This window comes from Kitasatospora sp. NPDC058048, from assembly GCF_042885555.1.
Classification (GTDB): domain Bacteria; phylum Actinomycetota; class Actinomycetes; order Streptomycetales; family Streptomycetaceae; genus Kitasatospora; species Kitasatospora lactacystinica.
This window is the reverse complement of the sequence record NZ_JBHVRT010000060.1, coordinates 1-23322: the sequence shown is the minus strand read 5'-3', so window position 1 is coordinate 23322 and position 23322 is coordinate 1. Positions and strand designations below refer to the sequence as shown.

Sequence of the window (23322 nt, the reverse complement as noted above, 5' to 3'; positions counted from 1 at the left end):
CTCCCCGTGGTCGGGGTGGCCCCCCACCTCTCGCTGGTCGTGCGCTTCCCGGGCCCACCCACCCCGGGGGGGGGGCCCCCCTGGTGGGGGCCCCACCCCGATCGGGTGTGTGCTGCGAGGCTCAGGCCGCGGCGGGGAGCTCGTCGAGGCCTTCGGAGACGAGCTTCGCGAGGCGGTCGAGGGCGTCGTCGGCGTTCTCGGCGTCGGAGGCGAGGATGACCTCGTCGCCGCCCTGGGCGCCCAGGGCGAGGAGGCCGAGCATGGAGGCGGCGTTGACCGGGTTGCCGCCGGGCTTGGCGATGGTGATCGGCACGCCGGTGGCCGTGACGGCCCGGACGAAGACGGAGGCGGGACGGGCGTGCAGGCCCTCGGCCCAACCGATGGTGACGCGGCGCTCAGCCATGAGACGTGCCTTTCCGGTGAAGCTGGTCACGGCCGTGCTCAGGGGGAGCGGGGGAAGCGGCCATGTTGTCTAGACCAGTGTTGCACGCAGGCGGCCCCTGGAAACCGCCGCGTTCAGGAGTTGTGATTGTTTCTTTTCGGGGCATAAATCCCGGTCGATGGCGCTGTCCACCCTGCCGTGAGCACACGCCCGGCGCCATTCGGCCCGCCGCCGGATAACCTGACGAATGTGGAAGACCCCGCGGTGGCGAACCCCGAGCAACCCGACTATCCGCAGCACTGGGAAGCGGACATCCTGCTGCGTGACGGCGGCACGGCCCGGATCCGGCCGATCACCCCCGCCGACGCCGGCCGGCTCGTGGAGTTCTACGAGCAGGTGTCGGACCAGTCCAAGTACTTCCGCTTCTTCGCCCCCTATCCGCGGCTCTCCGACAAGGACGTCCGCCGCTTCACCCACCACGACTTCGTGAACCGGGTGGGCCTCGCGGTGGTGGTCCGGGACCGCTTCATCGCCACCGTCCGGTACGACCGGATCGACGCCGAGGGCCGCCCCTGCGACACCGGCACCGACGCCGAGGTGGCCTTCCTGGTACAGGACGCCCACCAGGGCCGCGGCGTGGCCTCCGCCCTGCTGGAGCACATCGCCGCGGTCGCGCAGGAGCGCGGCATCCGCCGCTTCCAGGCCGAAGTGCTGCCGGAGAACCGGAAGATGGTGAAGGTCTTCACCGACGCCGGCTACACCCAGCACCGCAGCTTCGCCGACGGCGTGGTGCACCTGGAGTTCGACCTCGAACAGACCGACCGCTCGCTCGCCGTGATGCGCGCCCGCGAGCACCGCGCCGAGGCGCGCTCGGTGCAGCGGCTGCTCACCCCGCGCTCGGTGGCGGTGATCGGGGTCTCCCGCACCCCGCAGACCGTCGGCCGGGCCATCCTGCGCGACCTGCTGGGGGACGACGCCCCGGCCGACCGCGCGGTGTACGCGGTGAACCGCAACGCCGCGCCCGGCACCGAGCTGGACGGCGTCCCGGTCCACCGTTCGATTCTGGACATTCCCGGACCGGTGGACCTCGCCGTGATCGCCGTCCCCGAGGGCGCCGTCCCGGCCGCCGTCGCCGACTGCGGCGCCCACGGGGTGCAGGGCCTGGTGGTGGTCACCGCCGGCTACGCGGAGACCGGTCCGGAGGGCCGGGACCGCCAGCGCGCGCTGGTCCGCCAGGCCCGCGCGGCCGGCATGCGGGTGATCGGCCCGAACGCCTTCGGCCTGATCAACACCGACCCGCAGCACCCGCTGAACGCCTCGCTCGCCCCGCGCCTGCCCGGCAGCGGCGGCTTCGGGATCTTCTGCCAGTCCGGCGCGATCGGCGTGGCCCTGCTGGAGGCCGCCCACAAGCGCGGCCTCGGCGTCTCCTCCTTCGCCTCGGTCGGCAACCGCTCCGACGTCTCCGGCAACGACTTCCTCCAGTACTGGGCCGAGGACGACGCCACCCAGGTGGTGCTGCTCTACCTGGAGTCCTTCGGCAACCCGCGCAAGTTCACCCGGATCGCCCGCCGGCTGGCCGCCGTCAAGCCGGTCGTGGTGGTCAAGGGCGCCCGGCACACCGGCAGCCTGCCGCCCGGCCACGCCGTCCCCGCCACCGCCACCGGCCTGCGCGACGCCACCGTGGACGCGCTGTTCGAACAGGCGGGCGTCACCCGGGTGGCGACGATCACCGAGCTTTACGACACCGGCGAGCTGCTGGCCCAGCAGCCGCTGCCGCCGGGGGACCGGGTCGCGGTGGTCGGCAACTCCGACTCGCTCGGCCTGCTCACCTACGACGCCCTGCTGAGCGCCGGCCTGCGCCCGTGCACCCCCGTCGACCTCACCACCGCCGCGACCGGCGAGAACTTCCGGATCGCCCTGGACGTCGCGCTCGCCGACCCGGCCGTGGACGCGGTGATCGCCGTCGCCATCCCGCCGATCGGCACCTCCGCCCACGCCTTCATGGGCGGCCGGCTGACCGGCGAGGACGACCCGGCGATGGGCTCGGACGACCCGGAGATCGCCGCCGCCCTGCTCGAAGCGGCCCTGCGCGCCCGGGAGCTGGGCAAGCCGCTGCTGCTCACCCACCTGGCGCTGACCGACCTGCCGACCCGGCTGCGCCCCGGCGGCATCCCCGCCTACGCGGCGCCCGAGCGGGCCGTGAACGCCCTCACCCACGCCGTGCACTACGCGCAGTGGCGCCGCCGCACGGCCGAGGCGGAGGAGACGGCGCGCGTCCCCGAACTGGACCGGATCGACGAGCCCGGCGCCCGCCGCCTGGTGGAGGCGGCGCTGAGCACCCGGGCCGCGGTAGCGGCGCGCACCCAGCCCGGCGGCGCCCGGATCACCCTGCCCGAGGCCGGGGCCCAGGAGTTGCTGGCCCGCTACGGGATCGACGTCTCCCCGGTGCGGCCGGCCCCGGACGAGGAGACGGCCGTACGGGCCGCGGGGACGCTCGGCTACCCGGTGGCCCTCAAGGCGACCGCCCCGCACCTGCGCCACCGCCCCGACCTGGGCAGCGTCCGGCTGGACCTGACCGACGAGGCGGGCCTGCGCCGCGCCCACCGCGAACTGGACGCGCTGCTCGGTGGCGCCGCCCAGGCCGAGCTGGTGGTCCAGCGGATGGCGCCGCGCGGCGTGGACACCGTGATCGCCGCCACGGTGGACCCGGCGGTCGGCGCGATCCTCTCCTTCGGCCTGGCCGGTGCGCCGGCCGAACTGCTGGGCGACACGGCGCACCGGCTGGTTCCGGCCACCGACCAGGACGTCGCCGGGCTGATCCGGGAGGTCCGGGCGGCGCCGCTGCTGTTCGGCTGGCGCGGCGCCGAGGCGGTGGACACCGGCGCGCTGGAGGAACTGCTGCTGCGGGTCTCGCAGCTGGTGGACGACGTTCCGGAGATCGCCTCGGTGGATCTCGAACCGGTGGTCGTGGCCCCGCACGGACTGGCGATCCTGGGGGCGCGGGTGAGGGTCGCACCCCTGCCGGTCCGCAGCGATCTGGGCCCGCGCGCGATGAGCACGCTGTAACCTTCCTTGGTTGCGCCCTGCCCGGGCGCTGTTGTCCGAAGCTCGGCGCCGTGCCGCCCGCTTCGTCGGCGGACCATGCCAGGATGGAGATATGGCGAAGACCGGTACCACCACCACTCAGGACCTGCGCTCGGCTATCGAGCGCAGCGGCTACTACCCGGCCCTGGTGTCCGAGGCGGTCGAGTCCGCGGTGGGCCCGGAGCCGATCAGCTCCTACCTGGTGCACCAGGAGACGACGTTCGACGCCAACGAGGTGCGCCGGCACGTGACGGTGCTGGTGCTCACCCCGACCCGGTTCGTGGTGAGTCACACCGACGAGCAGTCCGGGGCCGAGGGCAGCCCGGCGGTGCCGTTCGCGACGACGTCGACGGAGAGCGTCCGACTGGACCGGATCGGTTCGGTCGTGCTGAGCCGGATGGTGGCGAACCCCGAGACGTACACCCCGGGCACCCTGCCGCGCGAGGTGGTGCTGACGATCGGCTGGGGCGCGGTGCAGCGCCTGGACCTGGAGCCGGCCGGCTGCTCCGACCCGAACTGCGAGGCGGACCACGGCTACACCGGCTCGGCCACGGCCGACGACCTCTCCCTGCGGGTGAGCGAGGCCGGCGACGGCCCGGAGACGGTGGCCCAGGCGCTGCTGTTCGCCCGGGCGCTCTCCGACGCGACGATCAGCACCAGCCCGCGGGTCTGAGCTCCGCCGCATCCGACCGACCGCACCGCTACGAATCCGGTTCCATGTCCTTCGTTCCTGCCGACGGCTACGACGCCTTCGAGATCCTTGACCCGGCCACGGCCCCCGCGCCCCCGTACGGCAGCGGCTCGCTGTGCGACCTGCTGCCCTCGGTGGCGGCGGGGCTGGGCGTCCCCGGGTTCACCGCGACGCTCCCGATCGCCCCGGCGGACCGGGTGGTGGTGTTCCTGGTGGACGGCCTGGGCTGGGAGCTGCTGCTGCGCCACCCCGAGTACGCGCCGTTCCTGTCCTCGCTCGTCGGGAGTTCGCTGGGCGGCAGCGGCCGTCCGCTGACCGCGGGCTTCCCGTCGACCACGGCGACCTCGCTGGCCTCGGTCGGCACCGGCACGCCGCCGGGCCTGCACGGCCTGGCCGGGTACACGGTGGCGGTGCCGGGCGCCGGCTACCTGATGAACCAGCTGCGCTGGCAGCCGCCGACCGACCCGCACGCCTGGCAGCCGTACCCGACGGTCTTCGAGCGCACCCACCAGGCCGGGGTGGCGACCGCGCAGGTCTCGTCCCCGCTGTTCGCCCAGACTCCGCTGACCAGGGTGGCGCTGTCCGGCGGCTCCTTCCTCGGCCGCACCACGGGCGAGGAGCGGATGGACCTGGCGGCCTCCTGGCTGGCCGAGCACGACCGGGCGCTGGTGTACACCTACGTCAGCGAGCTGGACGGTGCGGGCCACCGCTTCGGGGTGGACTCGGACGAGTGGCGGATGACGCTGGACGCGGTGGACCGGCTGGCCCGCCGGCTGGCCGCGCAGCTGCCGCCGCGCTCGGCGATGTACGTGACGGCCGACCACGGCATGATCGACATCGCGCCGGAGGACCGGATCGACTTCGACGAGGACTGGGAGCTGGGCGCCGGCGTCGCCCTGCTCGGCGGCGAGGGCCGGGCCCGGCACGTGTACGCGGTGCCGGGTGCGGCGGCCGATGTGCACGCGGTCTGGAGCGAGGTGCTGGGCGACCGGATGTGGGTGGCCACCCGGGACCGGGCGATCGAGGCGGGCTGGTTCGGTCCGACAGTGGACGAGCGGGTGTACGCCCGGATCGGCGACGTGGTGGCCGCGGCGCGCGACGACATCGCGATCGTCGCCTCCCGCAACGAGCCCGGCGAGTCCGCGATGATCGGTCTGCACGGTTCGATGACCCCGGTCGAGCAGTTCGTGCCGCTGCTCGAAGTCCGCGGCTAGCCGGGCCGCGCCGCCCACTTGACTTATCTGTGCCCGAACTCCCTTGATTTGAAAGGCCTTTGCTCCACCCATGGCTGAACTGGTGTTCTTCTCGGGCACGATGGACTGCGGCAAGTCGACGCTGGCGCTGCAGATGGACCACAACCACACCGCGCGCGGCCGGCAGGGCGTGATCCTCACCCGCAACGACCGGGCGGGCGCGGCGACGATCTCCAGCCGGCTGGGCCTGCGCGCCGACGCGGTCGAGGTGACGGACGACTTCGACTTCCACGCGCACGTGGTGCAGCGGATCTCGGCCGGCGGGCGGGTGGACTACCTGATCTGCGACGAGGCGCAGTTCTTCGCGGCCGAACAGGTCGACCAGCTGGCCCGGGTGGTGGACGAGATGGGCATCGACGTCTACACCTTCGGCATCACCACCGACTTCCGCACCCGGCTGTTCCCGGGCTCGCAGCGGCTGATCGAGCTGGCCGACCGGGTGGAGGTGCTCCAGGTCGAGGCGCTGTGCTGGTGCGGCGCCCGGGCGACCCACAACGCCCGGACGGTCGGCGGCGTGATGGTGGTCGAGGGCGCGCAGGTGGTGATCGGCGACATCTCGGTGGACCGGGACGAGGTCGGCTACGAGGTGCTGTGCCGCCGCCACCACCGCCGCCGGCTGACCGCCGCGACGGCGCGCGCCTCGGTGCTCTCCCCGGACGTGCTGCCCTTCGAGGAGCAGCAGGCCTGAGGGGACCGGCAGGCCCGAGAGGGCCGGCGGCCCGCAGGCACCGGCGCCACCCGGACGGCGCCGTCCGCTACGGAATCACTTCCAGCACGGAGAAGTGCCCGCCCTGCGGGTCGGCGAGCCGGGCGGCGCGGCCGCGGGCGGTGTCGTGCGGTTCGACCAGGACCCGGCCGCCGAGCTCTACGGCGTGACGGGCGGCCAGCCCGGCGTCGCGGACCACGAAGTGGGTGCGCCAGCGCGGCGGGTGGCCGCGCAGCTCGGCGCGGTGCCGGATGCCGGCGACCGGCCGCCCCTGCACCAGCAGCGCGGTCTCGTCCGCGGCGGAGCGGACCGGGCGGCCGAACACGGTGGAGTAGAAGGCGGCGGCGCCCTGTGCGTCGGGGGTGAGCAGTTCGGCCCAGGCCGGGGCGCCCGGTTCGCGGCCGGCCTCCCGGCCGAGGTGCTCCTCGCCCTGCCAGAGGCCGAAGACCGCGCCGGAGACGTCGGCGGCGATGGCCATCCGCCCGGCGCGTTCGGCCTGGAGCGGTCCGACGGCGACGGTCCCGCTGCACTCGCGGACCAGCTGGGCGGTGCGGTCGGCGTCGTCCACGGCGAAGTAGGTGGTCCACTGCACCGGGAAGCCGGTGGCGGTGGAGACGCCGAGGCCGGCCACCGGCGCCCCGTCGAGCTCGGCCCGGACGTAGTCGCCGAGCTGCCCGGGCCCGGGCGTGTACGTCCAGCCGAGCAGGGCGCCGTAGAAGGCGCGGGCGCCGGGCAGGTCGTCGGTCAGCAGGCTGACCCAGCAGGGCGTGCCCTGGGCCAGTCGGAGTTCCACCGCGGGCAATGCGGGCCTCCTCGTGGGTGGTTGGCGCACGGAAATCCACGCGCGCGAGGGTGATGCTTCCACCCTGGCGGGCGCCCAACCCTCGGGCCGCGCGGAAAATCCGGCAAAGACACCACAAAGAGCGGCGGTTCGGGCGTGTCCCGACGGATTCCGTCGGATTTCGCGGGTCGGACCGCGGCAAGGAGCCGGATGCCCCGCCACCGGTGCCGCACTGCGCGACAATGGCCGCCATGACCACCACCTACAACGACGGTTCCCCGCTGATCTCCGCGGCCGAGCTGCGGGAGGCGCTGGCCTCCGCGCTGCCGCCGGTGCTGCTGGACGTGCGCTACCAGCTGGTCGGCGCCGCGCCGGGCGGCCCGACCGCGGCCGAGGAGTACCGGGCCGGTCACCTGCCCGGCGCCCACTTCGTCGAGCTGGACCGGGACCTGGCCGCCCCGCCCGGCGCCCCCGGCCGGGGCGGTCGCCACCCGTTGCCGGACCCGGAGGAGTTCGGCGCGGCGATGCGCCGCTTCGGGGTGAGTGCGCCGCGTCCGGTCGTGGTGTACGACGGCGCGGCCTCGATGGCGGCGGCCCGGGCCTGGTGGCTGCTGCGCTGGGCCGGGCACCGGGACGTCCGGGTGCTCGACGGCGGGTTCGCGGCCTGGCAGGGGGCCGGGCTGCCGGTGTCGACCGAGCTGCCGGAGCCGGGGGAGGGCGACTTCAAGCCGGTGCCGGGGCAGCTGCCGACGGTGGACGGGGACGGCGCCGCGGCCCTGGCGCGCGGCGGCCTGCTGCTGGACGCCCGGTCCGGGGAGCGCTACCGGGGCGAGAGCGAGCCGGTGGACCCGCGGGCCGGGCACATCCCGGGCGCGGTCTCGGCGCCGACGGCCGGGAACGTGGGCCCGGACGGCCGGTTCCGGCCGGCCGCCGAGCTGGCCGCCCGGTTCCGGGCGCTGGGCGCGGGGGAGCGGGAGACCGCGGTGTACTGCGGTTCGGGCGTGACGGCGGCGCACCAGATCCTGGCGCTGGAGGTGGCGGGTCTGTCGGCCGTGCTGTACCCGGGCTCGTGGAGCGAGTGGTCGAGCGACGAGTCGCGTCCGGTGGCGGTAACCGAGCAGCCGGGCTGAGCCGGCGCGCACCCTGCGGCGGGATCCCCCGGCGGGTGCGCAGCGGTGGGGGGCGCCGGCTCGGCCGACGCCCCCCACCACCGTGCTGCTGCGCTACTACTCCTGCTTCTTGCGCCGGCTGCCGAAGACGATCTCGTCCCAGCTGGGCACGGTGGCCCGGCGCCCGGGCCGGACGCCGTCCGCCTCGGCCTGCCGGTCGGTGGTGCCGACCAGGCGCTCGCGGTGCGGGGCGACGGCGCGCGGCATCAGGATGTCGGCGTAGGCCGAGCCCGCGCCGACGGCCGGGGCGGCCGCCGCAGCGGCCTCCTCGCTCTCCTCGGCGACCTCGGCGGGCACCGGTTCGATCGGGGCGGGGGCGCCGACGGCGAGGTCGCCGCGGAAGGCGGGGACCACGTCGAGCAGGCTGGTCAGCGAGTCCCGGGCCTCGGCGGTGGCCTCCCGCGACTCGCGGACCTCGCGGGCCGACATGATGCGGTCGGCCGAGGGCCGGTCGATCATCGGGCGGGGCGGCCGCTCGTGGGGGAGTCGGGCGATCCGCGGGATGAACGGGAAGACCGACTCCTCCTCGCGCTCGACGTTCTCGCCGATCAGCGCGCGGGCCTCGTCGTCGTTGGGCTGGACCAGGCGGCGGGGCGGGTCGTACGTCCAGGAGGCGCTGCGGCCCTCGCCGTCGGCCCGGTAGGAGAGGATGACCTCCCAGGTGCCGTCGTCGCGCCGCCAGGAGTCCCAGCGCTCGGTCTCCTTCTCGGCGCCGCGCAGCGCGAGCCGCTCGGCGACGGCCTCGCCGAGCTGCGGACCGGGGGACTCGCCGTTGCGGCGGATCGCGGTCTTGCGGGCGCGCTCGGCCATGAAGGCGCGCTCGGCGAGCACCGGGCCCTCGAAGCGGCGGACGCGGTCGACGGAGATGCCGGCCGCCTGGGCGACCTCCTCGGCGGAGGCACCGGCTCGTATCCGCGCCTGGATGTCCCGGGGCCGCAGATGGCTCTCGACCTCGATCTCGATCTGGCCGAGGCGCGGACGGTCCCCGCGGATGGCGGCACGCAGCCGCTCATCGATGGGAAGGGTGTACTCCGTGCTGTCGGCAGCCTTGAGCACCAGCCGTGTGCCGTCGTTGCTGACGGCCACAACCCGCAGTTCGGGCACGGTTACCTCCCGGGTGGTGCCTGCCGACGTCACCTGCGTCGCTGCTCCCGTACTGAGTGTGGCCTGCCCACTGGCGACTGGCCACAACCTTGCTGAGTTCCCCGGCGTGTCGGGCTTACGCCCGCGCGCGCCGCTGTGGCACGGTTGCCTTTTTGCCACGCCGTCCGTCGGCGTCGCGCCTGGGTGTCCCGGCCGTCCTCGCACGCGGAGTGTTCGCGACGATCCGGGACCGGCGTCGCCGTGCGTGCCCGTTCAGTGGCTCCTCGTCAAGCTACCGGTGTAGACGTAGTCGACAAGTCGACCCAAGGCTCGGGCTTTACGAACAGTACTCCATTCGTGGCATCCAGCGGGGCGGCTCGCCGCTCAAGTCTCCCGCGATTCACGGGAATCTCAAGAGCGCGCTCCCCCAATGGCGGACCACCGTCGGATGAACGGTGATCATCTTCACACAATCCGGGCGCGGAGAACCGCATTTTCGTCCCTTGTGTCCTTCTTTGTGCAAGATGGAGAGCCTTGTTCGAGGAACAGTCGTACGGACCGAGGGATGTTGATGCCGGAGCGGAGCCCCGCCGAGGAGGGCGGAAAAGCCAAGGAGGAGCGCAGGCGCATCGATCTGAGTGTGGCTCAGGTCGCGGCGAGTGCGCTGGCCACGGTGGTGGGCGCGCTGCTGGCCTCCGAGCTGGGGGTGTACGGCACGATCCTGGGCGCCGCCGTGGTGAGCATCGGGGCCACCACCGGTGGCGCGGTGTTCCAGCACATCTTCAAGCGGACCGGTGAGCAGCTGCGCGAGGCGGTGGACCGGGGGCCGAACCAGGCCGCCAATACCCTGCGGCAGGCGCCGGTGGAGACCGGGCCGTCCGGGACGCGGGCGCAGCCGCCGGTGATCACCTCGGAGTGGAACGAGCCGCAGGTGGTGCGGGCGCGCCGGCGGTGGGGCTGGAAGACGTACGCGGCGGTGTCCGGGCTGGTCTTCGTGCTGGCGATGGCGCCGATCGTGGCGTTCGAACTGGCCACCGGGCAGCCGGTGTCGGCGACGGTCAAGGGCGAGTCCGGCAACGGCACGTCCTTCGGCGGGGCGCTGACGTCCAAGTCCGACAAGTCCGACCGGCCACAGGACGCCCCGACGGACCGGCCCGCCCCGGGCGGCCGCCCGGGCCAGGACACCGCGCCGTCCGGCGGCGCCTCGGCCCCGGCGACCACCCGGCCGAGCCGGGAGCCGGGCGACACGCCGAGCACCGGCGCGGGGACGGCCTCGCCCTCGGCGGGCCCGGGCGCGACCCCGTCGGCCGGCGCCTCCCCGTCGGCGGGCGGCGGGAAGCCCGGCGGCGGGACGACCCCGCAGCCGCCTGCGCCGAGCGACGCCCCGGCGAGGGAGCCGCTGAAGGAGCCGGCGAAGGCGCCGGTGGCGCCGTCGGCCGACGGGACCACCGCGACCCCCTAGGACATGCGCCGGTCAGGCGCCCAGCACCCGGCGCAGGTAGTCGTTGCCGAACACCCGCTGCGGGTCGACCTCGTCGCGCAGCGCGATGAAGTCGCCGAAGTACGGGTAGACGCCGGCCAGGTACTCGGCGTCGCGGGTGTGCAGCTTGCCCCAGTGCGGCCGGCCCTGATGGGCGGTCATCAGCTGTTCGACGCCGGTGAAGTAGCCCTGGTCGGCGGTGCCCCGGTAGAGGTGGACGGCGATGTAGGCGCTGTCCCGGCCGGAGGCGGTGGAGAGCCAGAGGTCGTCGGCGGGGGCGAAGCGCACCTCGACCGGGAAGCTGACCTTCCAGTCGGAGCGCTCGACCAGGGCCTTCAGTTCGCGGAGCACCTCGCCGACGGCCGCGCGCGGCACCGCGTACTCCATCTCCACGAAGCGGACCTTGCGCGGGCTGGTGAACACCTTGTACGCGGTGTCGGTGAAGCTGCGCTCGGACCAGGCCCGGCTGGCCATCGAGGCGATGGAGGGGATCGAGCCGGGGAAGCGCCGGCCGACCCGGCAGGCGCCCTCCCAGACGGTGTTGGAGAGGAAGTCGTCCTCCAGCCACTCCTTGAACCGGGGCAGCGGGGCGGCCGGGCCCTGACTGCGGTTGTTGCGCTTGGTGGCGCAGCGGTCGGTGTGCGGGAACCAGTAGAACTCGAAGTGCTCGTTGACGGCGGTGAGGTCGTCCAGGCGCTCCAGCACCTCGTCGAAGCCCATCGGCTGTTCGTGGGCGGTGAGCAGGAAGGCCGGCTCGACGCCGAAGGTGAGCGCGGTGATCACGCCGAGGGCGCCGAGGCCGAGCCGGGCGCCCTGGAAGAGCCGGGGGTTCTCGGTGGGGGAGCAGTGCCGGACGCTGCCGTCGGCGAGGACGATCTCCAGGGCGCGGATCTGGGCGGCCAGCGAGCCCGAGTCGCGGCCGGTGCCGTGGGTGCCGGTGCTGGTGGCGCCGGCCACCGTCTGGACCTCGATGTCGCCCATGTTGGTCAGCGAGAGGCCCTCGGCGGCGAGGACCCGGTTGAGCCGGTGCAGCGGGAGGCCGGACTCGACGGTGATGGTGCCGGCCTCGCGGTCGATCCCGCGGACGGCGGTGAGCGCGTGCGGGCGGATCTGGACGCCGTCGCCGGCGGAGGCGATGGAGGTGAAGGAGTGGCCGGAGCCGACGGCCTTGACGGTGCGGCCCTGTTCGGCGGCCCGCAGGATCTCCTTGGCCAGTTCCTCCGCGGTGCCGGGGGCGGCGGCCCGGGCGGGCCGGGCGCTCTGGTTGCCGGCCCAGTTGGTCCACCGGGTGGGGGTCGCGGTACTGGCCTGGGGCATTGCGCTGCCTCCTGCTCCGTGGCCGAACGGGTCGGCGCGGTCCGGGGCGGCGCTACCGCCCTACCCGCCGGTACGGCCCGCGGGTAGGGCGAGAGACTAGTCAGTTCACCGGTCGGCGTCTACGGGTCGTCCGGCCCCGTCGGCGGCCGCCTCGGCGGCGGGTTCGGTGGTCAGTCCGGCGCGCAGCCGGGCGAGGCCGGCGAGGGCGGCGACCACGCCGAGCAGGCCCGCGGCCAGCGGCACCCAGTAGCCCGCGGCGGCTCCGGAGGCGTCGACCACCCAGCCGCCGGCCGAGGACCCGACCGCGACGCCGAGGGCCAGGCCGGTGGTGGTCCAGGTCATGCCCTCGGTCAGCTGGGAGGCCGGGACGAGCCGTTCGACCAGGGCCATCGCGGTGATCAGGGTGGGGGAGATGGCGATGCCGGCGATCAGCAGCGCGGCGCCGACCGCGACCAGCCCGCCGACGCCGTGCACCGCGTGGGCGACCAGCAGCAGCGGCACCATGCTGACCGCCATGAACAGGACGCCGACGAGGAAGCGCACCGCCATCGAGCCGGTGAGCTTGAGGGTCCCGAAGACCACCCCGGCCAGGCAGGAGCCGAGCGCCCACAGGGCGAGGATCACGCTGGAGATCGACTTGTGGCCCTGGGCCTCGGCGTAGGCGACGGTGACCACCTCGACCGAGCCGAAGATCGCGCCGGTGGCGACGAAGGTCACGATCAGCACCTGGAGGCCGCGGTTGAGGATGACCGAGCCGCCCGCGTGCCGGGCGGCCGGGTGAACCGGCGGCTCGGTGGAGCGCTGCCCGGCGAACAGCAGCACGCCGACGGCGAGGAAGATCCCGGCGAGCAGCACGCCGGCCTCGGGGAAGACGGAGGTGGCCAGGCCGATGGAGAGGATCGGGCCGACGATGAAGCAGACCTCGTCGACCACGGCCTCGAAGGAGTAGGCGGTGTGCAGCTTGCCGGTGTCCTCGCGGTAGAGGTGGGCCCAGCGGGCGCGGACCATCGCACCGGTGCTGGGCATCACTCCCATGCCGGCGGCGAAGAGGAACAGCGTCCAGTCCGGGGCCTCCAGCCGGGCGCAGAGCAGCAGGCCGGTGACGGCGACGACGGTGATCGCCATGGCGGGGACGATGATCCTTCGCTGGCCGTGCCGGTCCACCAGCCGGGAGACCTGGGGGCCGAGGATCGCGGCGGAGACCGCGAGACAGGCGGAGACCAGGCCGGCCACTCCGTAGGAGCCTCTGAGCTGGGACAGCATGGTCACGATGCCGATCCCGGTCATGGAGATCGGCAGTCGGGAGACGAAGCCGGTGGAGGAGAAGGCCAGAGTGCCGGGGGAGGCGAATATCTGGCGGTAGCTGGACAGCACGGGAGCTCCGGGCAAGGGGAGTAAGGAACAAGGCTGGCAAAGACAGCTTACGTACGTTGGCAAACGGTATTTTCCGGACACCAGCGCGGCCCCCGCGACGGCGCCCGGCCCCTCAGTGGCAGGATCGGTGCCATGTCCGACGCGCGCAAACCCTCCCCCTCCGGCGCCGCCCCGTACGACGCCCTGCTGCTGCTCTCCTTCGGCGGGCCCGAGGGCCCCGAGGACGTCGTCCCGTTCCTGGAGAACGTCACCCGGGGTCGCGGCATCCCCAAGGAGCGGCTGAAGGAGGTGGGCAAGCACTACTTCATGTTCGGCGGGGTCAGTCCGATCAACGGGCAGAACCGCGAGCTGCTCGCCGCGCTGCGCAAGGACTTCGCCGAGCACGGGCTGGACCTGCCGGTCTACTGGGGCAACCGGAACTGGGCGCCCTACCTGGTCGACACCCTGCGGGAGCTGGCCGCCGACGGCCACCGCCGGATCGCGGTGCTCGCCACCAGCGCCTACGCCGGCTACTCGGGCTGCCGCCAGTACCGGGAGAACCTGGCCGACGCGCTGGCCGCGCTCGCCGAGGAGGGCGTGCCCGCCCTGCGGGTCGACAAGCTGCGGCACTTCTACAACCACCCGGGCTTCGTCGAGCCGATGACCGACGCCGTCCTGGCCGCCCTGGCGGAGCTGCCCGAGGCCGTCCGTCCCGGCGCCCGGCTGGCGTTCACCACCCACTCCGTCCCGGACTCGATGGCCGAGACCTCCGGCGCCCCGGACGACCCGGCCCGCGGCGAGCCCGGCGGCGCGTACGTCGCCCAGCACCTGGACGTGGCCCGGCTGATCGCCGCCGCCGTGGCCGACCGCACCGGCGTGGCCGAGCGGCCGTGGGAGCTGGTGTACCAGAGCCGCAGCGGGGCCCCGCACACCCCGTGGCTGGAACCCGACGTCTGCGACCACCTGGAGGCCCAGCACGCCGACGGTGCGCCCGCCGTGGTCATGGTCCCGATCGGCTTCGTCTCCGACCACATGGAGGTCAAGTACGACCTCGACACCGAGGCCGCGGCCAAGGCCGCCGAGCTCGGCCTGCCGGTGGCCCGGGCCGCCACCGTCGGCGCCGACCCCCGGTTCACCGCCGCGGTGCGCGAGCTCGTCCTGGAGCGGGCCGCCGTCGAGCGCGGCGAGCGGGTGACCCGCTGCGCCCTCGGCACCCTCGGCCCCAGCCACGACGTGTGCGCGGTGGCCTGCTGCCCGAACCCGCGCGCCCCGCGTCCGGCCGTCGCCGAGCACTGACCGCCCGTCCCGCGCGCCCGGTCCGTCCCGCGCGTCCCGTCCGTCCCGTCCGTTCCGTCGCTCCGGAGGAGAACCCCGTGCCCACCCCCGCCCAGCCCGACGACCGGCTCCTCGACGACCTGCTGGAGGTCGCCCTGGACGCGGCCCGGCAGGCCGGCGCCCTGCTGCGCGACGGCCGCCCCGCCGACCTCGGCGTGGCCGGGACCAAGAGCAGCCCGGTCGACGTGGTCACCGAGATGGACCTCGCCTCCGAGAAGCTCGTCCTGGAGCTGATCACCGACCGCCGCCCGGAGGACGGCTACCTCGGCGAGGAGGGCGCCGAGCGGCCGGGCACCAGCGGGGTCCGCTGGGTCGTGGACCCGCTCGACGGGACGGTCAACTACCTGTACGGGCTGCCCTCCTGGGCGGTCAGCGTGGCCGCCGAGGTGGACGGCCGCGCGGTCGTCGGCGTGGTGTACGCCCCGGCCCGCGGCGAGCTGTTCCACGCCGTCCTGGGCCGCGGTGCCCGCCTCGACGGCCGGCCGGTCTCGGCCCGCCCGGCCCCGCCTTGGGGCCAGGCGCTGATCGCCACCGGTTTCAACTACGTCCAGTCGGTGCGGGTCCGGCAGGCCGAGGTGCTGCTGGCGCTGATGCCGCAGGTGCGCGACATCCGCCGGGGCGGGGCGGCCGCGGTGGACCTGTGCGACGTCGCCGCCGGGCGGCTGGACGGCTACTACGAGCGCGGCCTCGCCCCCTGGGACCGGGCGGCCGGCTGCCTGATCGCCGCCGAGGCCGGGGCCCTGGTCGGCGGCCGTCCCGGGCACGGCCCCGACGGCGAGCTGACCGTGGCCGCCGCCCCCGGGGTGTACGAGCCGCTCCAGGAGCGGCTGGCCGCGCTGCGCGCCTGGGCGGACTGACCGGTTCCGGCCGCCCCGCCCGCGGAACCCGCGGGCGGGGCGGCCCCGGACATGCGAAGAGCCCTGGCATACGGGGAATGCCAGGGCCTGGGTTTCGCACGGCCCCCGCAGGGCCGCTGGTGCCGGAGATCCGGCGACTGGTCGGTGTGCCGGACGGGTCAGGCAGCGGTGCGGTGGCGCTCCAGCACCGTGTCCACGCCGTGCTCGGCGGCGAGTCGGCGGAGGTCGTCCAGCTCGGACTGCTCCACCTCGGCGAGGAACTCGTCCCCGGCCTCGATCGCGCGGTGCAGATCCTGCTCGGCGTTGGCTATGCGCTGCAGGATTCCGGCCTTGAAGGCGTCCATACGGGCCCCCTTACTGTGTCGGACGTGCACGGTCGTGCGCTCTCCGCCCCGAGGAGGTCCAGCCGGTGAAAGCACCGAGCCCGGATGGTGGTGAAGGTCCGGATAGGTGCGGAGACGGCCCTTCGGCCGCTCCCGGTGATGTCCCAGCCCCAGGGCCGGCGCGGATGAACGCACGGCGGGTGGGTGCGACCGGCCGTCAGCCAGATCGCGGGTGTGCAGCTGTCCTCCCCGCCCCGGAGGGCGGGAAACCTCCCGGCGGAAGAAAGTTGCCTGTGTCACAGTCCAAGCGGAGTGGTGCGGGTGCGAACGGTGACGGCCGGGGGCTCCGGCTCCGTGCCCGAGGGGCAGCTTATCGCTGCTTTACCGCCGGACCAGGCAGGATGGAGGCACCGTCGGAGCCGTGCGTCCGCTTTCCGGGGCCGGCCTGGAGAAGGGACAACCACCGTGCGGGTTCTCGTCGTCGAGGACGAGCAGCTGCTCGCCGAGGCCGTCGCGACCGGCCTGCGCCGCGAGGCGATGGCCGTCGACGTGGTGTACGACGGGGAGGCCGCGCTCCAGCGCATCGCGGTCAACGACTACGACGTCGTCGTCCTGGACCGCGATCTTCCGCTGGTGCACGGGGACGACGTCTGCCGCAAGGTGGTCGAGCAGGGCCTGGCCACCCGGGTGATCATGCTGACCGCCTCCGGCGACATCAGCGACCGGGTCGAGGGCCTGGAGATCGGCGCGGACGACTACCTTCCGAAGCCGTTCGCCTTCAGCGAACTCGTCGCCCGGGTAAGGGCGCTGGGCCGCCGCGCGACCGTCCCGCTGCCCCCGGTACTGGAACGCGCCGGCATCTCGGTCGACCCCGGCCGGCGCGAGGTGATCCGCGACGGACGCACCGTCCAGCTCGCCCCCAAGGAGTTCGCCGTCCTGGAGGTGCTGATGCGGGCCGGCGGCGCCGTCGTCTCGGCCGAGCAGCTCCTGGAGAAGGCCTGGGACGAGCACACCGACCCGTTCACCAACGTCGTGCGCGTCACCGTGATGACGCTGCGCCGCAAGCTCGGCGACCCGCCGGTGATCGTCACCGTGCCGGGCTCCGGTTACCGGATCTGACGACCGGAGTCCGCCCGACCCCGGACTCCCCGCCGTACGCGCCCGCCCCGGCGGACGCCCCGAGAGGATCATCATGACCACCCCGCCCCCAGCCGGCGGGGCCTCCGGCGCGCCCGCCGGCGGCCCGCGTGCCGTCCCGCCGAAGCCCCTGACCCCGCCGCGCGTCCACCGCCCCGGGCACTACACCCCCGGCGACGGCATGCTCGCCTGGCTGCCCTTCCGCCCCACCATCCGGATGCGGCTCACCCTGCTCTACGGCGGGATGTTCCTGATGGCCGGCGTGGTGCTGCTGCTCCTGATGTACGTGTTCTTCCAGGATGCCGTCTCGTACCTGGCGCCGCGCAAGCTGGTCTTCGACGGCAGCCTCCGGGTCACCAGCCCCGACGGCATCAGCACCACCATGAACAGCACCGACTACAACCAGTGGCAGGCCGCCGACTACCTGGCGCGCTCCAACTCCGCGCTCAACACCCTGCTGCGCAAGTCGCTGACCATGCTGGTCTGCCTCGCCGTGATCGCCTTCGCGGCGGGCTACGCGATGGCCGGCCGGGTGCTGCGCCCGCTCGGCCGGATCACCCGCACCGCCCGCGACGTGGCCACCTCCGACCTGCACCGCCGGATCGAGCTGGACGGCCCGGACGACGAGCTCAAGGAACTCGCCGACACCTTCGACGGCATGCTGGACCGGCTGGACCGCTCCTTCGACTCCCAGCGGCGCTTCGTCGCCAACGCCTCGCACGAGCTGCGCACCCCGCTGGCGATCAACCGCACCCTGCTGGAGGTCCAGCTCTCCGACCCGGCGGCCTCGTCCGACCTCCAGCAGCTGGGGAGGACCCTGCTGGCCACCAACGAGCGCAGCGAGCAGCTGGTCGAGGGCCTGCTGCTGCTCGCCCGCAGCGAGAACGAGCTGACCGACCGGCGCCCGGTGGAGCTGTCCGAGGTGGCCACCCGGGCGCTGGAGCAGACCCGCGGCGAGGCCGACAAGCGCGAGGTCGAGCTGCGCTCGAAGCTCGATCCGGCCATGGCCGGCGGCAACGGCGTACTGCTGGAGCGCCTCGCGCTCAACCTGCTGCAGAACGCCGTGCGCTACAACACCCCGGGAGGCTGGGTCGAGCTGGCCACCACGGCGGTGCCCGGCGGCGGCGAGCTGGTGGTCTCCAACACCGGCCCGGTGGTGCCCGGGTACGAGCTGGAGCACATCTTCGAGCCGTTCCGCCGGATCAAGGGCGCCGACCGCACCCGCAGCGACAAGGGGGTCGGGCTCGGCCTGTCCATCGTCCGCTCGGTCGTGCGCGCCCACGGCGGCACCATCGAGGCCACGCCGCGCGCCGGTGGCGGACTCACCATGAGGGTCCGCATCCCCTCTCCGTAAGGGTCGAACGACCCTTCCGTAGGCGACCGTTCCCAGCCGCCCCCGTCAGGCCCGTCAAGACGACATAAGGCCTGGCGGGGGCGGCTTGTCTTTTCCGGCCCGAGCAACTTACGGTGTCGTAACCTACGCAACCGTAGGTGAATCCGCCGGCGGCCCGTCTGCGGGTCCGCACGAAGTGTCCCCGTCTCAACGCGCCCGTCCCAGCGCGTGCCGTCCCCTCAGGAGCAAGACCGTGACCATCGCCCCTGTGCAGAGCAGCAGCTCCCCGCTCGTCGCGAGCGGCTGGACCGACGCGCGCCTGATCCTCGCCCTCGAAGAGGTCGTCGAGAAGGAGCTCAACCGCCACCTGGCCGTGGCGAAGGAGTGGATGCCCCACGAGTTCGTCCCGTGGAGCCAGGGCCGCGACTTCGACGGCGTGCTGGGCGGCGAGGCCTGGTCGCTGGAGCAGTCCCAGGTGACCGCGGTGGGCCGGGTGTCGCTGGTGGTGAACCTGCTGACCGAGGACAACCTGCCCAGCTACCACCACGAGATCGCGACCATGTTCGGCCGCGAGGGCGCCTGGGGCACCTGGGTGCACCGCTGGACGGCCGAGGAGGGGCGCCACGGGATAGCGATCCGCGACTACCTGCTCGCCACCCGGGCGGTCGACCCGGTGGCGCTGGAGCGGGCCCGGATGAGCCACATGTCCGAGGGCTTCGAGTCCGACAACGCGCACAGCATGCTGCACTCGGTCGCGTACGTGGCCTTCCAGGAGCTCGCCACCCGCATCGCGCACCGCAACACCGGCAGGTACGCCGGCGACCCGCTCTGCGAGCAGCTGCTGGCGAAGATCGCCAACGACGAGAACCTGCACATGGTCTTCTACCGGAACCTGCTGAAGGCCGCCCTGGAGATCGCCCCGGACCAGGCCATGCGGGCCGTCGCCGACGTCGTCACCGACTTCCGGATGCCCGGCCACGGAATCCCCGGCTTCGAGCGCGCCGCCGCGCAGATCGCCCTCGGCGGGGTGTACAACCTGCGTATCCACCACGACGACGTGCTCCAGCCGGTGCTGCGCCACCTCAAGGTCATGGAGATCGGCGGGCTCGGCCCGGAGGGCCTGCTGGCGCAGAACGAGCTGGGCGTCTTCCTGGACGGGCTGGACGACCAGGCCCGGAAGTTCGAGGAGCGCCAGGCCGCCCTGCTGGCCCGTCGCGCGGCCCGGAAGACCGCCGGCTGAGGTCCGGCACCGGGCGGTCGGAGTGGGTGGATTTTCCGTGGTTTGACCAGGAAGATTCTTAACGTGACCAAGCTCACATCGTGTCGCTCCGCGATTCCGGGCAACCCCGGAGAGTGATCACCGGCCCAGGGGTGCCGATCGCCGTCCGTGACCGGATTTCGACCCCCGGCCGGTCCACGGGATCGGTCGGTCTCCCTGGTGGGCACGGGATTTCCCGGGCTCCCGCACCGGTCTTGCTCACTGTGCGTGTCCGGTTTATCGGGTCCGACAGGGGTCGGCGATGGCCCAGCGTGAGGCCTTCCGCAGGCCTGGGGATCACCCCGATGGAGCCCGGGCTGAGTGTCGATTGAGTAACAGGGCTTGAAGTAAGGCAAAATCTCCGCCTCGGGTCGGGCACAAGACCGACCCCCCATGCGTTACGTGCGCTGGAGATACCGCACACACCGCACAACCCGGAGGGGGAGAGCGACAAATGGCAACCGACTACGACACCCCACGCAAGACCGACGATGACGTCAACGAGGACAGCATCGAAGAGCTCAAGGCTCGGCGGAACGACAAGGGCGGCAGCTCTGTCGACGTCGACGAGTTCGACGCCGCGGAGGGCATGGAGCTTCCCGGCGCCGACCTCTCGAACGAGGAACTCGCCGTCCGTGTCCTGCCGAAGCAGGCCGACGAGTTCACCTGCATGAGCTGCTTCCTGGTTCACCACCGCAGCCAGCTCTACAGCGAGAAGAACGGCAACCCGATCTGCCGGGACTGCGGCGCCTGAGCACCGCGGCGGACAGGGCCCGGTGCCCGCGGCTGCGCCCGCGGGACCGGCACACCGCTCCTTCCGGCCCCGGGCAGCGGGGCCGGACGGCAGGTCCGGGTACCGTCCGGCAGGACGGGCCCGGGAGGACGGAGTCGGCCGGGAACCCGGTCAGGACAAAGTCGTAGGGACGGTCCCGCAGCAGCGGAACCGTCCCTCTCGGTTTGTCCGGCCTCTTCGGTTCGTCCGTCCGGCCCCTTCGTCCGGCCCGGGTCCCGGCCCGGCCGGCTCACGGCCGGCTCGGGCCCGCCTCAGGTGCGGGCGCCGCGCCGGGCGTCCTCCAGGGCCTCCGCCAGCTTCATCGGCGAGCGGGTCGACAGGTAGAGGTACGGCGTTGGGTCGGCCGGGTCGGTCACCTCGACCCGCAGCGCCGTCGGGACGTAGCTGCGCAGCAGCATGAAGGCGCGCGGATCGGCCTTGGGGCCGCGCCAGGCCGCCGCCTCGGCGGGGCTCAGCGCCTGAGCGTCGCCGAGAGCGTCCACCGGGATCCTGGCCGGGCCGGCCACCAGTGAGCCCTGGACCACGCGGATGCGGGCCGAGCCGTAACTGCTGATCGCGACCGCGCCGGCGGCGATGCCGACCACCAGCCCGATCAGCGCGGCCGGACCGCTGACCCGGATCAGAATCAGCGCGAGCGTGAGACCCACCGCGATCGGGAGCAGCCACCAGGAACGCGGCACCGTGAGGCGTTCGTCGTACATGCCCCCCATTGTGGTCGCCCTGACGTCCGGCGCGGGACGCCACCCCCACCGGAGGCCCGCTACCCCTGGGTAGGGTTGGCCCCCGTGACCGGTACGACAGCCCCCAGCACCCCCACCGACCGGCCGGCGCCCGTCATGCCGCCGACCCCGACCACCCCGCCGCCGGACGCCGTCCTGCCGGAGCGCCACCCCCGGGCGCCCGCCCCCGGCACCCGGCTCGGCTCCCACTACGAGCACTGCTTCGGCTGCGGCCCGCAGCACCCCGGCGGCCTGCGGATCGACGCGGTCGCCGGCGAGGGACTCGACGTCACCGCCGAGTTCGCCGTCCGCGACGCCCACCAGGGCGGCCCGGGCCTGGCCCACGGCGGGCTGCTGACCACCGCCATGGACGAGACCCTCGGCACGCTCAACTGGCTGCTGCACGCCCCCGCCGTGACCGGCCGGCTGGAGACCGACTTCCTCAGCCCGGTGCCCGTCGACTCGGTGCTGCACCTGCGCGCCTGGATCACCGGCGTGCACGGCCGCAAGATCTACAGCGCCGCCGAGGCGCGGATCGGCGGTCCGGACGGACCGCTCGCCGTCCGTGCGCAGGCCCTCTTCATCCAGGTGAAGCTGGAACACTTCACCACGCACGGTCGTCCCGAGGACATCGAGAAGGTCCTCGACGACCCGGATCTGATGAAGCGCGCACGAGCCTTTGAGGTGAACCCTTGAGTGATACCCCCCGCCCGCAGCTGGACGTCCTGATCAAGCGCATCGACCCCGAGCTGCCGCTGCCCGCCTACGCGCAGCCCGGGGACGCCGGTGCCGATCTGCGCACCACCGTCGACGCCGAGCTGGCCCCCGGCGAGCGGGCCGTCCTGCCCACCGGCATCGCCGTCGCTCTGCCGGACGGCTACGCGGCCTTCGTCCACCCCCGGTCCGGGCTCGCAGCTCGTTGCGGCGTTGCCCTCGTGAACGCCCCGGGGACGGTCGATGCCGGGTACCGTGGAGAGATCAAGGTGATCGTCGTCAATCTGGACCCGCGCGAGGGGGTCAGCTTCCGCCGAGGGGACCGGATCGCCCAGCTGGTGATCCAGCAGGTCGAGAAGGCCCGTTTCCACGAGGTGGAGGAGCTGCCTGGGTCGGCACGTGCCGAGGGCGGGTTCGGGTCGACCGGCGGCCACGCCGCGGTCTAGCATGCCCGCGGCTTCGCAGGAAGCCGAGCAGGTATTCGCATCGGTCTTGGACCGGGAAGGACAGTGACCGTGTTCCGTCGTCGCCAGAAGAGCGAGGACGCTGTCGAGCAGCTCGCCGACGACGCCATCAGCGCCGACGAGACGGCCGATGACGTCGAAGGTTCCGCCGAGAGCGAGAACGTGACCGAGCTGGACCCGGCCGACAGGGTCGGCCTGCCGCCGGCCCCCCGGCCGGACGGTCCGTGGGACCACTCCGAGCTCGAGAACCCCGAGGAGGGGCGAGTCGACCTCGGGGGTCTGCTGGTCCCCGGTGTCGAGGGCATGGAGCTGCGCGTCGAGGTCGCCGGTGACGCGATCGTGGCCGCCACCCTCGTGCTCGGCAACAGCGCCATCCAGCTCCAGGCCTTCGCGGCCCCGAAGTCCGAGGGCATCTGGGGGGAGGTCCGGGAGGAGATCGCCAACGGCATCACCTCGCAGGGCGGCCTCATCGAGGAGGAGGAGGGCCCGCTCGGCTGGCACCTCCGTGCCCAGGTCCCGGTGCAGCTGCCGGACGGCACCCAGGGTGTGCAGCTGGTGCGGTTCGTCGGCTGCGACGGCCCGCGCTGGTTCCTGCGCGGTGTGATCTCGGGCCAGGCCGCGGTGCAGCCGGAGATGGCCGGGATCCTGGAGCAGGTCTTCCGGCAGACGGTCGTCGTGCGCGGCGAGTCCCCGATGGCTCCCCGTGACCCGATCGTCCTGAAGCTTCCCGAGGACGCCCAGATGGTCGCCGACGGTGGCGGGGCCGCCGCCGGCGGCGAGGGCGACAACCGCTTCGGCGGCACCTCGCTCGACCCGTTCGCGCGCGGTCCGGAGATCACCGAGGTCCGCTGACCCGGCTCCGACCGGCCTCGACCGGCACTGATCGCCCCTGCCCGGACCCCCGGGCAGGGGCGATTTGCATGTGACGGGCCGGTCCCCGTACAGTTCCGGAGTCGCCGCGGGAGACCGGGGCGACAAAGCGGAAAGCAAATCCGATGAATGAAACTCCGGAAAACGGAGCGGAAAACATCTGATAAGCTGGAAACACGAAAGAACGAAGCCCGGAGGGTCCGCTGGAAGGCGGTCCGAA

General features: G+C 73.5%; 22 protein-coding genes. 15 read left to right on the top strand and 7 right to left on the bottom strand.

Features of this window, described 5'->3' with window-relative positions; translation table 11 throughout:
• Positions 1-121: 121 nt before the first annotated feature.
• Entirely contained in the window at positions 122-403 is a 282-nt protein-coding gene (locus ACFVVA_RS39040; protein ID WP_360355341.1) for an HPr family phosphocarrier protein, read from the bottom strand.
• 228 nt (positions 404-631) lie between these two features.
• Between ACFVVA_RS39040 and ACFVVA_RS39035 the strand changes: the two genes are divergently transcribed.
• The 4 genes from ACFVVA_RS39035 to ACFVVA_RS39020 all read left to right on the top strand — a co-directional run bounded on the left by ACFVVA_RS39035 (position 632) and on the right by ACFVVA_RS39020 (position 6098).
• On the top strand, positions 632-3448 hold the full coding sequence (locus tag ACFVVA_RS39035) for a GNAT family N-acetyltransferase (protein WP_380551294.1): 2817 nt from the start codon (positions 632-634) through the stop codon (positions 3446-3448).
• Between the two features lie 91 nt (positions 3449-3539).
• The gene (locus tag ACFVVA_RS39030; RefSeq protein ID WP_387695443.1) at positions 3540-4139 is read left to right on the top strand and encodes a DUF5998 family protein; all 600 of its coding nucleotides are present in this window, start codon (positions 3540-3542) and stop codon (positions 4137-4139) included.
• Between the two features lie 44 nt (positions 4140-4183).
• Positions 4184-5371, top strand: coding sequence for an alkaline phosphatase family protein (locus tag ACFVVA_RS39025; protein WP_387695442.1), 1188 nt, complete (start codon positions 4184-4186; stop codon positions 5369-5371).
• Positions 5372-5441: 70 nt separating this feature from the next.
• Positions 5442-6098: a thymidine kinase gene (locus ACFVVA_RS39020; RefSeq protein ID WP_359913251.1), complete on the top strand. Its 657-nt coding sequence runs from the start codon at positions 5442-5444 to the stop codon at positions 6096-6098.
• Positions 6099-6165: 67 nt separating this feature from the next.
• Here the strand turns inward: ACFVVA_RS39020 and ACFVVA_RS39015 are convergent, their stop codons facing one another.
• Positions 6166-6909 (bottom strand): VOC family protein, encoded by a 744-nt coding sequence (locus tag ACFVVA_RS39015; RefSeq protein WP_387695457.1) that lies wholly within the window; start codon positions 6907-6909, stop codon positions 6166-6168.
• 239 nt (positions 6910-7148) lie between these two features.
• Between ACFVVA_RS39015 and ACFVVA_RS39010 the strand changes: the two genes are divergently transcribed.
• Positions 7149-8027, top strand: a complete 879-nt coding sequence (locus ACFVVA_RS39010) for a sulfurtransferase (RefSeq protein WP_387695441.1) — start codon at positions 7149-7151, stop codon at positions 8025-8027.
• A gap of 96 nt (positions 8028-8123) precedes the next feature.
• Here ACFVVA_RS39010 and sepH read toward each other — a convergent pair whose 3' ends face one another.
• Positions 8124-9203 carry a septation protein SepH gene (gene sepH, locus ACFVVA_RS39005; RefSeq protein WP_359913245.1) on the bottom strand — a complete coding sequence of 360 codons (1080 nt, stop codon included), beginning with the start codon at positions 9201-9203 and terminating at the stop codon, positions 8124-8126.
• A gap of 517 nt (positions 9204-9720) precedes the next feature.
• Between sepH and ACFVVA_RS39000 the strand changes: the two genes are divergently transcribed.
• The gene (locus tag ACFVVA_RS39000; protein ID WP_387695440.1) at positions 9721-10611 is read left to right on the top strand and encodes a hypothetical protein; all 891 of its coding nucleotides are present in this window, start codon (positions 9721-9723) and stop codon (positions 10609-10611) included.
• Between the two features lie 12 nt (positions 10612-10623).
• Here ACFVVA_RS39000 and ACFVVA_RS38995 read toward each other — a convergent pair whose 3' ends face one another.
• Together ACFVVA_RS38995 and ACFVVA_RS38990 are read right to left on the bottom strand one after the other, a co-directional pair.
• Positions 10624-11946 carry a D-arabinono-1,4-lactone oxidase gene (locus tag ACFVVA_RS38995; RefSeq protein ID WP_387695439.1) on the bottom strand — a complete coding sequence of 441 codons (1323 nt, stop codon included), beginning with the start codon at positions 11944-11946 and terminating at the stop codon, positions 10624-10626.
• Positions 11947-12051: 105 nt separating this feature from the next.
• A complete protein-coding gene (locus tag ACFVVA_RS38990) occupies positions 12052-13320 on the bottom strand; it encodes an MFS transporter (RefSeq protein ID WP_387695438.1) in 1269 nt (422 codons plus the stop codon).
• Positions 13321-13452: 132 nt separating this feature from the next.
• Between ACFVVA_RS38990 and ACFVVA_RS38985 the strand changes: the two genes are divergently transcribed.
• Positions 13453-14595, top strand: coding sequence for a ferrochelatase (locus ACFVVA_RS38985; RefSeq protein ID WP_387695437.1), 1143 nt, complete (start codon positions 13453-13455; stop codon positions 14593-14595).
• Between the two features lie 77 nt (positions 14596-14672).
• A complete protein-coding gene (locus ACFVVA_RS38980; RefSeq protein WP_387695436.1) occupies positions 14673-15491 on the top strand; it encodes an inositol monophosphatase family protein in 819 nt (272 codons plus the stop codon).
• 158 nt (positions 15492-15649) lie between these two features.
• Here the strand turns inward: ACFVVA_RS38980 and ACFVVA_RS38975 are convergent, their stop codons facing one another.
• Positions 15650-15835 carry a hypothetical protein gene (locus tag ACFVVA_RS38975; protein WP_030057688.1) on the bottom strand — a complete coding sequence of 62 codons (186 nt, stop codon included), beginning with the start codon at positions 15833-15835 and terminating at the stop codon, positions 15650-15652.
• Positions 15836-16279: 444 nt separating this feature from the next.
• On the opposite strand from ACFVVA_RS38975, the gene ACFVVA_RS38970 reads away from it, so the two are divergent.
• From ACFVVA_RS38970 to ACFVVA_RS38955, 4 genes are all read left to right on the top strand, one after another.
• On the top strand, positions 16280-16933 hold the full coding sequence (locus ACFVVA_RS38970; protein ID WP_359913230.1) for a response regulator transcription factor: 654 nt from the start codon (positions 16280-16282) through the stop codon (positions 16931-16933).
• Between the two features lie 73 nt (positions 16934-17006).
• On the top strand, positions 17007-18305 hold the full coding sequence (locus ACFVVA_RS38965; protein WP_387695435.1) for a sensor histidine kinase: 1299 nt from the start codon (positions 17007-17009) through the stop codon (positions 18303-18305).
• A 232-nt stretch (positions 18306-18537) separates the two neighbouring features.
• Positions 18538-19524, top strand: coding sequence for an acyl-ACP desaturase (locus ACFVVA_RS38960; RefSeq protein WP_387695434.1), 987 nt, complete (start codon positions 18538-18540; stop codon positions 19522-19524).
• Between the two features lie 472 nt (positions 19525-19996).
• The gene (locus ACFVVA_RS38955) at positions 19997-20296 is read left to right on the top strand and encodes a DUF4193 domain-containing protein (protein WP_329924615.1); all 300 of its coding nucleotides are present in this window, start codon (positions 19997-19999) and stop codon (positions 20294-20296) included.
• A 290-nt stretch (positions 20297-20586) separates the two neighbouring features.
• Here ACFVVA_RS38955 and ACFVVA_RS38950 read toward each other — a convergent pair whose 3' ends face one another.
• Entirely contained in the window at positions 20587-21036 is a 450-nt protein-coding gene (locus ACFVVA_RS38950) for a DUF3093 domain-containing protein (RefSeq protein ID WP_380350893.1), read from the bottom strand.
• A 135-nt stretch (positions 21037-21171) separates the two neighbouring features.
• Here ACFVVA_RS38950 and ACFVVA_RS38945 point away from each other — a divergent pair, with 135 nt between their 5' ends.
• The 3 genes from ACFVVA_RS38945 to ACFVVA_RS38935 all read left to right on the top strand — a co-directional run bounded on the left by ACFVVA_RS38945 (position 21172) and on the right by ACFVVA_RS38935 (position 23084).
• Complete coding sequence (locus tag ACFVVA_RS38945) at positions 21172-21750, top strand: PaaI family thioesterase (protein WP_359913260.1); 579 nt, start codon at positions 21172-21174, stop codon at positions 21748-21750.
• Positions 21747-22214: a dUTP diphosphatase gene (gene dut, locus ACFVVA_RS38940; RefSeq protein ID WP_030239204.1), complete on the top strand. Its 468-nt coding sequence runs from the start codon at positions 21747-21749 to the stop codon at positions 22212-22214. The genes ACFVVA_RS38945 and dut overlap by 4 nt, the downstream gene beginning before the upstream one ends.
• A 69-nt stretch (positions 22215-22283) precedes the next feature.
• The gene (locus ACFVVA_RS38935) at positions 22284-23084 is read left to right on the top strand and encodes a DUF3710 domain-containing protein (RefSeq protein ID WP_387695433.1); all 801 of its coding nucleotides are present in this window, start codon (positions 22284-22286) and stop codon (positions 23082-23084) included.
• The last annotated feature ends 238 nt before the right edge of the window (positions 23085-23322 follow it).